Source organism: Azospirillum sp. UENF 112521, assembly GCF_058780665.1.
On record NZ_JBSNCI010000002.1, the window covers coordinates 1,546,956 to 1,560,375 of the forward strand.

Sequence of the window (13,420 nt, forward strand, 5' to 3'; positions counted from 1 at the left end):
GCTCACTTTCGTGCAAGGGCGACGGCGACGGTAGCGCAGAACCGCGCAGAGGTAAACTGCACGGTTCAGTTCAAGACCACTCCAACCGGCGAATCCGGTCAGAACACGAAGGAGGCCTTCTTTTCAAAGCCCGGCAGGGCATGCGGCTGGGCCTCGAACAGGATGCGGCTGGACACCACGCCGGCGGTGCGCTGGAACAGCCGGACCTCGCCGACGCTGCCCTTGCCCTGGACGATGGCGACCAGACGCCCGCCTTCCGCCAGCTGGTCGGTCAGCGAAGCCGGCACCTCCGGAACGGTACCCTCGAGGACGATCACGTCGTAAGGGGCGTTTTGGGCGTACCCCTCCGCCAGCGGACCGGTGACGGTCTTGGCATTGGCGATCCCCTGCCCGGCCAGCGCCGCGGCCGCGGCCGCGGTCAGCTCTTCGTCGCAATCCAGGCCGACCACCGACGAGGCGAGCCGCCCCAGCACCGCGGTGGAATAGCCGCCTGCGGCCCCGACGTCGAGCACGCGGTCGGTTTCCTGCACGGCAGCAGCCTGCAGCATACGGGCGAAGACCATCGGTTCCAGCAGGAAGCGGCCCTTGCCGATGGGGAGATCGTCGTCGACATAAGCGACGCCGCGCGCCGACGAAGGAACGAAGGCTTCGCGCGGAAGCTCAGACAGGACATCGACGAGACGTTGATCCGTCACCTTGTTGGGGCGGATTCGTCCCTCGACCATGAAATAGCGTGCGGCGGCGAAATCGGTCATGGCGGTCGCTTATTGATGTGTTGTGACGACACCGGCACCAAGCCGCACAGCGAACGGCTTTCTGCCATGGCGGTATATAGCCGCAAAGGCTTGGCGAACACAACGTCACGAGCGATAGGCGGGCGGGCTTTGCCGAAGGCCGGGAAAACGGCAGGCCGGGACGTCGACTAAGGAGCGGTCATGCCGGTCCGATCGACGATGTTCAAAAATCGTCACCATTCGCCTTGACCGCTCCGTTCCAGGCCGCTATACCACCGCTCCACACCGAGGGCGCACCGGAAACGGCGCGCCGGTGCCGGTCAGGATGGCGCGGTGGCAGAGTGGTGATGCAGCGGACTGCAAATCCGTGTACGTGGGTTCGATTCCCGCCCGTGCCTCCATACCTGACAGCAGTATAGATTACGACCGGAACAGTCGAACGCAGCCCCGCTCCCAGCGGGGCTTTTTGCGTTTGGGCCTTGTTTTCCTTTGCAGAATGGCCGTCGGCCACCCCTTTGCCCGCCGCCGAAAGAAAATTCACTTTTCTGTCGGAATTGGCTTGGCAGGTCCGAATGGTTCGGCTATACACCCGCCACGCCAACAACGGCGGCGGCCGAAAGGTCAGTCACCGATCCCGGTTAGCTCAGTTGGTAGAGCAGCGGACTGTTAATCCGCTTGTCGCTGGTTCGAGTCCAGCACCGGGAGCCAGATCGAAAAGGCCGGATGCCACACGCATCCGGCCTTTTTGTCTTTCTACACTCTTGCAGCTTGACTGTGGCCCTTAAGTAACCGAATTCGGTTTAAAGCAGTTGGGCTAGGACTGACGGTGCCCCGCCACGGCATGAACTAGTCCCAAAAGACGATCCTGCCCTGCCGGAAGCGAAATGCCGCGCGCGTCTGCACAGGGTTAGACTTGATAACAATCCGGGCCGAGCCTTGGGCCGGGCGTCTCCAGCCGATGGAGGACCGCCGTGCTTCTGCCATTCCAATCCGAACATTTCCGCACCGCCCCTCCGGTCGGCAGCACCGGCAACCGCTCGTCGGAATCCGACGAGCGTCCGGTCCGGACAATTGACTGCGTCACGGCAATGCTGCTGTTCCTGGTTGCCGTGCTGGTCGCCCTGCTGGCTTTCAGCGCCGATTGGACCGGGCCTGCCGCCGACCGCAATCCGCAGGCCTACGAGAACACCCCGGTTCTGGTGATCCCGCCAAATCCGCGCTGAACGCTCGGGAGCAAGGCACCGGTCATCGAGGCGCCCTACTCCACCAGATCGTCATAGATGCTGTCGTCGGACTCCGATGGGTCGCCCCCCACCGCGGCAACCGCCACCCGCTTCCATTCCCCGCACCAGTCGGTGGACAGGGTGATCGGGAAGTCGCCTTCCGGACTTCGCGGGGTCACCACCGGCGGATAGCGCCGGCAGGTTCCCTTCGGCCCGCGCTGGCGGAGCCCCTGCCCCTCCCAGAAGCGGCAGGTGTAGCAGGTGTCGAGTTGCTTCATCGCGGACCGCTCTCCTTAATGATGGCCGGCTTCAGGTCGGTCGGCCATTCGGGCCCGCTTCGCCCTCCGTCAGCCGGTGGAGGGCGGCTTGGCAGGCCGCATCGTGTCTGCGCATCTGGCGTAGTACGACTTGATGTCCGCGTCCAGAACGCTGCGGCGGCGTCCCTCCTCGGACCCCTCCGGTGCATCGCTCAGGCGCTGGAACTCCTGGACGGCCTGTTCCAGCTCCTGTTCGCTTTCGATGGGCATGTTGTCTCCTTTCCCCGTTGATTGCGGGACCCGGACAAGACAACAGCGACCGACGGCGGTATGTTTCCATCACCATGGTCGCGCTTGTGGTGGACGACCGTGCGATGACGGCTTGATGAGCCGCGACTCGAACGCAATGTCATGCTTGTGTCACCCGAGTCGCGACGGACAGGGCCGCGCGGCGCCGGGGGTGCCCTTGGCCCTGCCTTGCGCGGGAGTGCGGCGTCATGCGGGTCGTCTCAACACCGGTTGTGCCGCGTCTGGCGGCGACCGTCCTTTTCCTGATCGGCCTGCAATTGGCCGTCCCCGGCATTTCCCCGGCCGAAGCGGCGGAGTCCGCGCAGCTCGACCCGGAACGTGTCGTCCGTTCCGTCGTCGGCATCACCGCGACCGTGCCGGCGGACAGCCAGAGCGCCCGCACCCTGGGCACCGACCGCGAGGGCAGCGGGGTCGTCATCGACGGTTCCGGCCTGATCCTGACCATCGGCTATACGGTGATGGAGGCGTCGCAGATTCAGGTCATTGCCGCCGACGGACGCAGCTATCCCGCCAACATGGTGGCCTACGACCCCGTCAGCGGCTTCGGGCTGCTGCGGGCGGAGATGGGGTTTTCGGCCCCCTGGCTGCGGCTGGCCGGTCCGGGCGCGGTGAAGGAGGGGGATACCCTGCTGGCGCTCAGCGGCGGCGGCAATCGCGGAGCCACCGCCGTGAAGGTGGTCGGAAAGCGGGAGTTCGCCGGCTATTGGGAATATCTGCTGGACGAGGCGCTGTTCACCTTCCCGCCGATCCGCGCCTTCAACGGCGCCGCCCTGGTCAATCGCGACGGCCGGCTCGTCGGCATCGGATCGCTGCTGGTGGCGGAGGCGGTGGAGGGGCGCAGCCTGCCCGGCAACATGTTCGTGCCGGTATCGGCGCTTGAGCCGATTCTGGCCGACCTTCTGGCTTACGGACGACGGCAGGAGCCCGCCCGTCCCTGGCTGGGTGTCACCCTGCGCGAAGAGATGGGGCGGTTGCTGGTGGAAAAGGTTTCGCCTCGCAGCCCGGCCGAGTTGGCCGGCCTGCGCACCGGCGATTGGATCGTCGGCGTCGGCGGGCAGCGCTTCAATGGACTGGCGGATTTCTACCGCAAGCTCTGGGGGCTGGGGCCGGCCGGCATCGTCGTTCCGCTCGAGGTGATGCGCGGTTCCACCCTGACCCCGGTTCCGGTGACCTCGGCCGACCGCGTGCGGTTCCTCAGGCTGAACCCGACCCTGTGATGCCTGCCCCTGAGCTGCCCCACCAAGGGCCGGGTGCCTTCCCGGGTGCTTGTGGATGGCGTGCCGGCGTAGCACCTTGTGGGAAACAGCCATCCATGGACCCACGCCGATCATGAACCATCCCGACATCGAGATCCTCGACAAGAAGACCCCCTACAAGGGCTTTCTGACCATTGACGTCTACCGCCTGCGCCACAAGAAGTTCGACGGCACCTGGACCGACGTGCTGCCCCCGCGCGAGGTGTGCGACCGCGGGGCCGCGGTGGGCGTCCTGCTCTACGATCCCGATCTCGACAGCGTGGTGATGATCGAGCAGTTCCGCGTCGGCTCCGCCGCGGCCGGCGGCCCGGCCTGGATGACCGAGATCGTCGCCGGCATGGTCGGCGAAGGCGAGAGCCCGGAGGAGGTTGCGCGCCGCGAATCGATGGAGGAGGCCGGCTGCGCCATCCGGGAGATCGAGCAGCTCTGCGATTATTACGTCAGCCCGGGCGCCTTCACCGAGGTCGTCACCGTCTTCTGCGGCCGGGTCGACAGCCGCAACCTCGCCGCGACCGGCGGCCTGGAGGAGGAACATGAGGACATCCGCATCATGGCCCTGCCGGCCGACGAGGCGATCCGCCTGATGGACGAGAACCGTCTGCGCAATTCCGTCGCCATCATCGCCATCGGCTGGCTCGCCCGCCACCGCGAATCCCTGCGCAAGCGCTGGCTGGGTCAGGGGTAGGGCGCGGGGCGTTCTAGGCTCCCAGGCTCCACCGCTTAATTCACGCACATATCTCGTTCAATGCAGCATTTCACACTCCTCGCCTTGAAAGCGAAGCCCTGTGCCCTGATAGTATCGGCAGCAATCCACACCTGACTTTGGGAGTACTCGCCTTGGACATCCGCAACGGCTTCATCGGCGCCATCGGCAACACGCCGCTGATTCGCCTGGAAGGGCCATCGAAGGCGACGGGCTGCGAAATCCTGGGCAAGGCGGAGTTCCTGAACCCCGGCGGGTCGGTGAAGGACCGTGCCGCTCTCGCCATCGTCCGCGACGCGGAAGAGCGCGGGCTGCTGCGACCCGGCGGCACCATCGTCGAGGGCACGGCGGGCAACACCGGCATCGGGCTGGCGCTGGTCGGCAATGCGCTCGGCTATCGCACCGTCATCGTGATGCCGGAAACGCAGAGTCAGGAAAAGAAGGACATGTTGCGCCTGATCGGCGCCGACCTGCGGCTGGTCCCGGCAGTCCCCTATTCCAACCCCGACAATTACGTCCGCTATTCCGGCCGTCTGGCCGAGGAGTTGGCGAAGACCGAGCCGAACGGCGTCGTCTGGGCCAACCAGTTCGACAACACCGCCAACCGCGAGGGTCACCGCACCACCACCGGACCGGAAATCTGGGACCAGACCGGCGGCAAGCTCGACGCCTTCACCTGTGCGGTGGGAAGCGGCGGCACGCTGGCCGGCATCGCGCTGGCCCTGAAGGAGCGGAACCCGAACATCCGCATCACGCTGGCCGACCCGATGGGCGCCGCCCTGTTCAGCTACTACACCAACGGTGAGCTGAAGTCGGAAGGCAGTTCCATCACCGAGGGCATCGGCCAGGGCCGCATCACCGCCAACCTGGAAGACGCGCCGATCGACGATGCCGTGCAGATCCCCGACGAGGAGGCGCTGCCGATCGTCTTCGACCTGATCAAGACCCAGGGTCTGGTGCTGGGCGGCTCATCGGGCATCAACATCGCCGCGGCCATGCGGGTGGCGCGCGACCTCGGCCCCGGCCACACGGTGGTGACCATCCTGTGCGACGGGGGTCAGCGTTACCAATCGAAGCTCTTCAATCCTGACTTCCTCCGTGAGAAGAATCTTCCTGTGCCAGACTGGCTGGCCTGACTCTCTTCGAGGGGGATATGGACGCGCTTTTCCGTGAGGACGCCTACGCCCGCAACTGCGTCGCCACCGTTACGACGGTGGACGAGCGTGGCATCCGGCTCGACCGCACCGTCTTCTATCCGACCGGCGGCGGCCAGCCGGGCGATACCGGCGTCCTGCGTTTCGACGGTTTCGAAGTCCGCATCAAGGACACGGTGAAGGGCGACGGCGGTCCCGACGACGTCATCCATGTGCCGGAAGACGGGCAGGAGCTGCCCGGCCCCGGCACCGCGGTGGAGGCGGAGATCGATTGGGAGCGCCGCCACCGCCACATGCGCATGCACACTGCCCTGCACCTGCTGTGCGCGGTGGTGCCGGGCTCGGTCACCGGCGGGCAGATCGGCGCGGACAAGAGCCGGCTGGACTTCAACGTCCCCGCCGAAGCGCTGGACAAGGACGCCATCACCGAGGCTGTGAACCGGCTGATCGCCGCCGACACTCCCGTCGGCACCCGCTGGATCACCGACGATGAGATGGCGGCGCAGCCGGACCTGGTCCGCACCATGTCGGTGAAGCCGCCGACCGGCAGCGGCCGGGTGCGCCTGCTGGATGTGGAGGGCGTCGATTTGCAGCCCTGCGGCGGCACCCATGTCGCCCGCACCGGCGAGATCGGCGGAATCGAGGTGACGAAGATCGAAAACAAGGGCAAGCAGAACCGGCGCGTCGTCATCGCGCTGAAGGATTGAGCCCATTTCGCCGATCCGTTGCCCGACAGCCCCCTCTTCAAGGACGCGCAGCATGAGCGACAGCATTGTTGAAGCGCTGACCGGCCCCGTCATCTCCACCGACTGGCTGGCCCGCAATCTCGGCCGGCAGGGCCTGAAGGTTCTCGACGGGTCCTGGCACATGCCGGCCCTGAAGCGCGATATCCGGGCGGAGTTCGCGGCGTCCCATATCCCGGGCGCGCGTCTGTGCGACGTCGATGAGGTGGCGGCGCCGAACACCGCCCCCATGCCCCACATGGTCCCGGACGAGGAGAGCTTCGCCGCGAAGATCGGCGCGCTGGGCATCGGCGACGGCGACAGCGTCGTCGTCTATGACAGCGCCGGCATGGCGACCGCCGCGGCGCGTGTCTGGTGGCTGTTCCGCCTGTTCGGTTTCGACCGGGTGGCGGTTCTGGACGGCGGCCTGCCGAAATGGCTGGCGGAAAACCGCCCGGCCGAATCGGGCGAAGCCGCTGCGGTCCAGCCGGTAGTCTTCACGGCGCACAAGCGGCCGGACCTGATCCGCAGCGCCGATCAGGTGCTCGCCAACATCGATGCACAGGCCGATCAGGTCGCCGACGCCCGTGCCCAGCCGCGATTCGAAGGTGCAGTGGCCGAACCCTGGCCCGGACGGCGCAGCGGCCGCATTCCCGGCAGCTTTAACCTGCCCCACACCGACCTGATCGACGCCGACAGCAAGACCCTGCTGCCACCGGAGATCATCGTGCAGAAGGCGCGCGCAGCGGGGCTGGACCTCGACCGTCCGGTGGTCGCCTCCTGCGGCAGCGGCATCACCGCCTGCGTCATCGCGTTGGGGCTCGCCACCGCCGGCAAGCCGGACGTGGCGATCTATGACGGCTCCTGGGCCGAATGGGGTCTGCGGGAGGATCTGCCTCTGGAGACGGGGCCGCGGCAGCCGTGAGCGGGTCTATCACTGTCAGGTCCTGCGCAGCGGAGGATCGCGACGCCGTCGTCGCGCTATGGACGGCCTGCGGCCTCGTGGTGCCGTGGAACGACCCGGCAGCCGATTTCGCGCTGGCACTGTCGAAGAGCAGTTCGACGGTGCTGGCCGCCATCGAGAGCGGGCGGATCGTCGCCACCGCCATGGTTGGGCAGGACGGGCATCGCGGCTGGATCTATTACGTCGCCGTCGATCCGGCGTTGCAGGGCCGGGGACTCGGTCGCCGGATGGTTGCGGAGGCGGAGGGTTGGCTGGCCGCGGCCGGCATGCCCAAGGTCCAGCTGCTCGTCCGCGAGACCAACCAACGGGTGCTGGCCTTCTATGAGAGGTTGGGCTATGCCAGATCGCCCGTCACGATGATGCAGAAATGGCTGACCAACCCTTCTCCCTGACCCGCCCCGCCGTGCCCGCCGCCAGCCGGCCGGGCCATCTGCCGGTGATCGTCACCTATCTGGAGATGACGGCGCCGCCGGCCCATGCGCCGGTGCGCCAGCCGTCCGGCAACCTCACGCTGGTGCGCTCCAATCCGCCGAGCTGGTCCTTCTACCGCTATCTCTACGACACGGTGGGCGAGCCCTGGCTGTGGCACGAACGCCGCCGCATGCCGCGCAAGGAGCTGGAGCGCTCGATCCTCGACCCGCGGGTGGAGGTGTGGGTGCTGTATGTCGACGGCACGCCGGCCGGTTACGGCGAACTGGACCGGCGGACACAGGAAACCGACCTCGCCTATTTCGGGCTGATCCCCGACTTCATCGGCCACAAGCTGGGCCCCTGGCTGCTCGACACCATCATCCGCAAGGCGTGGGACGGCGGCGCGACGAAGCTGGTCGTCAACACCTGCACCTTCGACCATCCAAAGGCCCTGCCGCTCTACCAGAGCATGGGTTTCGTCCCCACCCGCCATGTCGCCCGCGAGGTTCGCGACCCGCGGCTGGACGGTGTGCTGCCGCGCAGCACGGGGGATCATATTCCGCTGGCGGGGTGAGGCCGGGGAAGCCGGCACACCTCTCCCCTTGACCACCCCGACCAACGCGCCCCATCTACCGCGGAACGCCGGAACCCCGTGACGGACCGGCGCGTTCCTTCAGACAGGCGGAAGCTCCGCCATGACGAGCGTGAGGTGGGGCCTTGATGGGTTGGATCATTCGGACGCTGGTGTTGTGCTTCATCGTCGGCTTCGTGCTGTCGTTCCTGCGCATCGATCCGGCCAGCATCCTGACGAACAGCTGGCAGACGGTGCAGGACATCGCAGCACTGGTCATCGAAGCCGGGAGTTGGGCCCTGCCCTACATCCTGATCGGTGCGGTCGTGGTGGTGCCGCTGTCGCTGATCGGGCTGGTCATGCGCTGGAACCGCTCGCGCCCGCCTTCCTGAATCCGGACAAAAAAACAGGAGGCACCGGAACCGGAGCCTCCTGTGAAACAGGGAGGGTTAGAGACAGCCACAGGTCTACGCCCGATCACCCCGTCCTGCGTTGATGCAGGTCAACCGACCGGCACTTTCCCGGACCCTGACTGAAACTTCCGGCCGAAAAAGAAAAAGCCGGAGCCATCCATGCGGATGCTCCGGCTCAGTGATACAGGGAGGTTTAGAGACAAGAGGGACCTTATGTCGAAACGCATAGGTCGTTCGTTGATCTGAATCAAAATCCCTGAATTTTTTTGTAAGCCACCCGCATCGTCCGCCGCTGTGCTCAGCCGAGAATCTCCGCCAGCGCCACCACCAGCGCCTTGTTCTCCTCCTCGCGGCCGACGGTGATGCGCAGGCAGTCCGACAGACCATATTCGGTCACTGCCTTCACCAGGATGCCGCGGTGGGCGAGATGGTCGATGACCGCCTGGGTGCCCAGCGACGGATCGGTCGGCACGCGGGCCAGCACAAAATTGCAGACGCTGGGATAGACGCGCAAGCCCACCCGTTCCAGTTCGCGCGACAACCAGGGCAGCCATTGCGCATTGTGGGCGAAGGTCGCCTCTTCATGCCCGGCGTCGCTCAGCGCGGCGGCGGCGGTCAGCTGAGCGGGCAGCGAGACGTTGAAGGTGCCGCGGATGGCGTTCACCGCCTCGATCACCGTCGCCGGACCATAACCCCAGCCGACCCGCAAGCCCGCCAAGCCATGCATCTTGGAGAAGGTGCGGATCAGCATGACGTTGTCGCAATTCTCGACGATCTCGGTCCCGTCGCTGTAGTCCGGCAGGCGGCAGTAATCGGCATAGGCCGAATCCAGAACCAGCAGCGTGTGCGACGGCAGCCCGGCGCGCAGCCGCTGCACCGCGTCGGCCGGGATGTAGGTGCCGGTCGGGTTGTTCGGGTTGGCGAGGAAGCAGATCTTGGTGCGCTCGCTGGCGCGGTCGATCAGCGCCTCGACATCCACCACCATGTCGCGCTCCGCCGCGATGACCGCGGTGGCGCCGGCGGCGCGAATCGCCTTGAGGAAGCCGCGATAGCCACGTTCGTGGCACAGCACCTCGTCACCGGGCCCGGCGAAGGCCTGTGCTACCAGATGGATCAGTTCCTCCGATCCGGCGGTGCAGACGACGTGATCGAAATCGATGGAATGGCGGCGCGCAATGGCGTGGCGCAGCGGTTCCTGGTCCCAGTCGGGATAACAGTGGATGCGGGTCGCCGCCTCGCAATAGGCGTCCAACGCCAGCGGGCTCGGGCCTAGCGGATTGTGGGTCAGCGAGAGGTCGATCCACCGGCGGCCGTCGCGTGGAGGGCGAGCGGGACGGTACGGCTTGATCTGGCCAACGCTGGGACGGGGGCTGAGCAGGTCCATAACCTCGGTCTCCGGTAGCGGATCGGTCGAACAGCACGTCAGGCGACCGATTGAACCGCAAACCGGTGCGCGACGCCACAGGACATTGCGCCGCGCACCCTAAGTCGAGGTGTTTTGTTTCCGGATGGCAGGCCGAACGGAACCGCCGGCCTGCCGACCGTCTCAGTGGTTTAGAATTTGGCTGAGGAAGAGGCGCGTGCGGTCCGATTTCGGATTGGAGAAGAACGCGTCCGGCGTGTCCTGCTCCACGATCTCGCCGCGATCCATGAAGATCACGCGGTCGGCGACCGACTTGGCGAAGCCCATCTCGTGCGTCACGCACAGCATGGTCATGCCGTCCTCGGCCAGGCCGATCATGACGTCCAGCACCTCCTTGACCATTTCGGGGTCAAGCGCGGAGGTCGGCTCGTCGAACAGCATCACCTTCGGGCTCATGCACAGCGACCGCGCGATGGCGACGCGCTGCTGCTGGCCGCCCGACAGCTGGCCGGGATACTTCTTGGCCTGCTCGGCGATGCGCACCCGCTTCAGGTAGCTCATCGCCCGCTCTTCCGCTTCGGCCTTCGGCATCTTGCGGACCCAGATCGGCGCCAGCGTGCAGTTCTCCAGCACGGTCAGGTGTGGGAACAGGTTGAAGTGCTGGAACACCATGCCGACTTCGCGGCGGACCAGCTCGATGTTCTTGAGGTTGTTGGTCAGCTCGATCCCGTCGATGACGATCGTGCCCTTCTGATGCTCCTCAAGCCGGTTCAGGCAGCGGATCATCGTCGATTTGCCCGACCCGGACGGGCCGCAGACGACGATGCGTTCGCCCTTCTGGACGCTGAGGTTGATGTTCTTCAGGACGTGGAACTCGCCGTACCACTTGTTGACGCCCGTGCAGCGGATGATTTCCTCGCCGCTGAGGGCGTGCTTCGGCTTAGCTGCCTGGGACATGGCCTGGGACATGGGTTCTCGTGTCTCCCTTGACGGCGAGGATCAGCGGCGGTGGCCGCGATTGAGATCGCGTTCGAGCTTCTGGCTGTACTTCGACATGCTGAAGCAGAAGATCCAGTAGATCACGCCGATGAACAGATAGGCCTCGCGGTAGAAACCGCGCCAGGACGGATCGGACAGCGCGGCCTTCGCCGTGCCGAGCAGATCGTACAGGCCGATGATGATGACCAGCGAGGTGTCCTTGAAGAAGCTGATGAAGGTGTTCACCAGCGGCGGGATGGCGACGGCCAGCGCCTGCGGCAGGATGATCTTGCGCATCTTCTGCCAATAGCCGAGGCCCAGCCCGTCCGCCGCCTCATACTGCCCCTTCGGGATCGCCTGCAGGCCGCCGCGGATCGCTTCCGCCATATAGGCGGCGGCGAACATGATGAAGGCGATCTGCGCACGCAGCAGCTTGTCGATGGACACGCCGTTCGGCAGGAACAGCGGCAGCATCACCGACGCCATGAACAGCAGGCTGATCAGCGGCACGCCGCGGATCAGCTCGATGTAGGTGACGCACAGCACCTTGACCGCCGGCATGTTCGACCGCCGGCCCAGCGCCAGCAGGATCGACACCGGGAAGGCCACGGCCAGACCGATTACCGACAGGATGATGGTCAGCGGCAGGCCGCCCCACAGCGTGTTCTCGACATAGGTCAGGCCAAAGACGCCGCCCCACATCAGGACCGCCACCAGCGCCAGCCCGGCGGCCCAGACCAGCCCGAACCACGGCTTCCAGAAGCGGCGGTCACAGCTGGCCACCAGCAGGGCGATGAAGACGGCGATGGTCACCAGCGGCCGCCACTGCTGTTCCCACGGGAACATGCCGAACATGATGAAGCGCAGCTTCTCGCTGATGAAGCCCCAGCAGGCGCCGCCGGCATCCTGACGGCAGACGGTCGATGTCGCGTCGAAGCCGTGGGCGCGGAACAGCAGCCAGTTCATGAAGGGCGGGATCGCCGACGCCAGCAGCCCCAGGACCAGAATGGTCAGGATGGCGTTGTACCAGCTGTTGAACAGGTTGTTGCGCAGCCACGCAATCGGGCCGACGGTGTTGGCCGGCGGACGTTCGTCCGGCAGGCCGACGCTTTGCACGTTGTCGGTCATGGCCGTTACCGCTCCACCAGCGCGATGCGCTTGTTGTACCAGTTCATGAAGATCGAGATGCTGAGGCTGATGACCAGATAGGTGCCCATGATCATCGTCACGCCTTCGATCGCCTGGCCGGTCTGGTTCAGCGTCGTGTTGGCGATGGACACCAGATCCGGATAGCCGATGGCCAGCGCCAGCGAACTGTTCTTCGTCAGGTTCAGATACTGGCTGGTCAGCGGCGGCACGATCACGCGCAGCGCCTGGGGCAGGATCACCAGACGCAGCGTCGGGCTGCCCGGCAGGCCGAGGGCACGCGCCGCCTCGGTCTGGCCCCAGTTGACCGCCTTGATGCCGCTGCGCACCACCTCGGCGATGAAGGCCGCAGTGTAGAGCGTCAGGCCGGTCAGGATGGCGAAGAATTCCGGAGAGATGGAGGCGCCGCCGGTGAAGTTGAAGCCTGCCAGCTTCGGGACGTCCATCGCGAGCGGCGCGCCGCCGGCGAGCCAGGTCAGGATGGGCAGGCCGATGATCAGGCCGAGGCCGGCCCAGCCCGCCGGGAACGGCTGCCCGGTGCGCGCCTGCCGTGCCCTGGCCCAGCGCGACACGCCCCACGCGGCGACGATGCCGACCAGCAGGGCGATGCCCATGTTGGTCCAGACCGGATCGGGCGCGGGCACCGGCACGCGCAGACCGCGCTGCGACAGGAAGACGCCCGGAATCGGGTTCAGCGCCTGGCGCACCGGCGGCAGGCCGTCGGACACCAGCGCGTACCAGAAGAACAGCTGCAGCAGCGGCGGGATGTTGCGGATGATCTCGACATAGGTCGAGGCCAGCTTGGCGATCAGCCAGTTGCTGGACAGGCGGGCGACGCCGATGATCGTGCCGATGATCGTCGCCAGGATGACGCCGATGATCGACACCTTCAGCGTGTTCAGCACGCCGACCAGAAAGGCCCGGCCATAGGTGTCCTTCGGCGAATAGTCGATCAGCGACTCGCCGATGCCGAAGGCCGCTTCACGCTCCAGGAAATGGTACCCGGTCGCGATCGAGCGCCGCGCGAGGTTGTCGAGCGTGTTTGAAATCAGGAACCAGCCGACCAGGACGACCGCGCCGACCACCAGGATCTGGTAGACGATGGCACGGAACGTCGGGTCGCTGAGGGAAAACGATACGCCACCCGGCGGCGGAGCGCCTTGGGTGGTCCGGGTCTCGGTCGCCACGGACTACTCTCCCCCAACCATCGCGCCCC

Annotated in this window: 16 protein-coding genes and 2 tRNA genes; 11 read left to right on the plus strand and 7 right to left on the minus strand. The window is 66.2% G+C overall.

The genetic code is table 11. The features are described from left to right. Positions 1-98 precede the first annotated feature (98 nt). The gene (locus ACWPN8_RS09610) at positions 99-755 is read right to left on the minus strand and encodes a protein-L-isoaspartate O-methyltransferase family protein (protein ID WP_492240630.1); all 657 of its coding nucleotides are present in this window, start codon (positions 753-755) and stop codon (positions 99-101) included. Positions 756-1,061: 306 nt separating this feature from the next. Here ACWPN8_RS09610 and ACWPN8_RS09615 point away from each other — a divergent pair. From ACWPN8_RS09615 to ACWPN8_RS09625, 3 genes are all read left to right on the plus strand, one after another. Continuing rightward, positions 1,062-1,135: transfer RNA gene (locus tag ACWPN8_RS09615), tRNA-Cys, on the plus strand. 231 nt (positions 1,136-1,366) lie between these two features. Next, positions 1,367-1,442 (plus strand) — tRNA-Asn (locus tag ACWPN8_RS09620). Between the two features lie 263 nt (positions 1,443-1,705). Beyond that, positions 1,706-1,957: a hypothetical protein gene (locus tag ACWPN8_RS09625; RefSeq protein ID WP_109446383.1), complete on the plus strand. Its 252-nt coding sequence runs from the start codon at positions 1,706-1,708 to the stop codon at positions 1,955-1,957. A gap of 35 nt (positions 1,958-1,992) precedes the next feature. On the opposite strand, the gene ACWPN8_RS09630 is transcribed toward ACWPN8_RS09625, so the two are convergent. Together ACWPN8_RS09630 and ACWPN8_RS09635 are read right to left on the minus strand one after the other, a co-directional pair. Next, on the minus strand, positions 1,993-2,235 hold the full coding sequence (locus ACWPN8_RS09630) for a hypothetical protein (RefSeq protein ID WP_492240631.1): 243 nt from the start codon (positions 2,233-2,235) through the stop codon (positions 1,993-1,995). Between the two features lie 69 nt (positions 2,236-2,304). Beyond that, positions 2,305-2,484, minus strand: a complete 180-nt coding sequence (locus ACWPN8_RS09635; protein WP_098739756.1) for a hypothetical protein — start codon at positions 2,482-2,484, stop codon at positions 2,305-2,307. A 227-nt stretch (positions 2,485-2,711) separates the two neighbouring features. Here ACWPN8_RS09635 and ACWPN8_RS09640 point away from each other — a divergent pair, with 227 nt between their 5' ends. The 8 genes from ACWPN8_RS09640 to ACWPN8_RS09675 all read left to right on the plus strand — a co-directional run bounded on the left by ACWPN8_RS09640 (position 2,712) and on the right by ACWPN8_RS09675 (position 8,696). After that, a complete protein-coding gene (locus ACWPN8_RS09640; protein WP_492240632.1) occupies positions 2,712-3,740 on the plus strand; it encodes a S1C family serine protease in 1,029 nt (342 codons plus the stop codon). Positions 3,741-3,852: 112 nt separating this feature from the next. Then, complete coding sequence (locus tag ACWPN8_RS09645) at positions 3,853-4,464, plus strand: NUDIX domain-containing protein (RefSeq protein ID WP_492240633.1); 612 nt, start codon at positions 3,853-3,855, stop codon at positions 4,462-4,464. Between the two features lie 152 nt (positions 4,465-4,616). Further along, positions 4,617-5,618, plus strand: a complete 1,002-nt coding sequence (locus tag ACWPN8_RS09650) for a cysteine synthase A (RefSeq protein ID WP_109446393.1) — start codon at positions 4,617-4,619, stop codon at positions 5,616-5,618. 17 nt (positions 5,619-5,635) lie between these two features. After that, complete coding sequence (locus ACWPN8_RS09655) at positions 5,636-6,343, plus strand: alanyl-tRNA editing protein (RefSeq protein WP_109446395.1); 708 nt, start codon at positions 5,636-5,638, stop codon at positions 6,341-6,343. Between the two features lie 52 nt (positions 6,344-6,395). Then, positions 6,396-7,283 carry a rhodanese-like domain-containing protein gene (locus ACWPN8_RS09660; RefSeq protein ID WP_492240634.1) on the plus strand — a complete coding sequence of 296 codons (888 nt, stop codon included), beginning with the start codon at positions 6,396-6,398 and terminating at the stop codon, positions 7,281-7,283. Continuing rightward, positions 7,280-7,714, plus strand: a complete 435-nt coding sequence (locus ACWPN8_RS09665; protein WP_492240635.1) for a GNAT family acetyltransferase — start codon at positions 7,280-7,282, stop codon at positions 7,712-7,714. The genes ACWPN8_RS09660 and ACWPN8_RS09665 overlap by 4 nt, the downstream gene beginning before the upstream one ends. Next, positions 7,690-8,307 carry a GNAT family N-acetyltransferase gene (locus tag ACWPN8_RS09670; protein ID WP_492240636.1) on the plus strand — a complete coding sequence of 206 codons (618 nt, stop codon included), beginning with the start codon at positions 7,690-7,692 and terminating at the stop codon, positions 8,305-8,307. Before ACWPN8_RS09665 ends, ACWPN8_RS09670 begins: the two co-directional genes overlap by 25 nt. Before the next feature lie 146 nt (positions 8,308-8,453). Continuing rightward, positions 8,454-8,696, plus strand: coding sequence for a hypothetical protein (locus tag ACWPN8_RS09675; RefSeq protein ID WP_246307237.1), 243 nt, complete (start codon positions 8,454-8,456; stop codon positions 8,694-8,696). A gap of 319 nt (positions 8,697-9,015) precedes the next feature. Here ACWPN8_RS09675 and ACWPN8_RS09680 read toward each other — a convergent pair whose 3' ends face one another. The 4 genes from ACWPN8_RS09680 to ACWPN8_RS09695 all read right to left on the minus strand — a co-directional run bounded on the left by ACWPN8_RS09680 (position 9,016) and on the right by ACWPN8_RS09695 (position 13,391). Continuing rightward, complete coding sequence (locus ACWPN8_RS09680; protein WP_492240637.1) at positions 9,016-10,101, minus strand: pyridoxal phosphate-dependent aminotransferase; 1,086 nt, start codon at positions 10,099-10,101, stop codon at positions 9,016-9,018. A gap of 162 nt (positions 10,102-10,263) precedes the next feature. Then, positions 10,264-11,049: an amino acid ABC transporter ATP-binding protein gene (locus ACWPN8_RS09685; protein ID WP_098739765.1), complete on the minus strand. Its 786-nt coding sequence runs from the start codon at positions 11,047-11,049 to the stop codon at positions 10,264-10,266. Between the two features lie 30 nt (positions 11,050-11,079). Beyond that, positions 11,080-12,186: an amino acid ABC transporter permease gene (locus tag ACWPN8_RS09690; RefSeq protein WP_098739766.1), complete on the minus strand. Its 1,107-nt coding sequence runs from the start codon at positions 12,184-12,186 to the stop codon at positions 11,080-11,082. 5 nt (positions 12,187-12,191) lie between these two features. Continuing rightward, positions 12,192-13,391, minus strand: a complete 1,200-nt coding sequence (locus tag ACWPN8_RS09695; protein WP_109446407.1) for an amino acid ABC transporter permease — start codon at positions 13,389-13,391, stop codon at positions 12,192-12,194. Between the last annotated feature and the right edge of the window lie 29 nt (positions 13,392-13,420).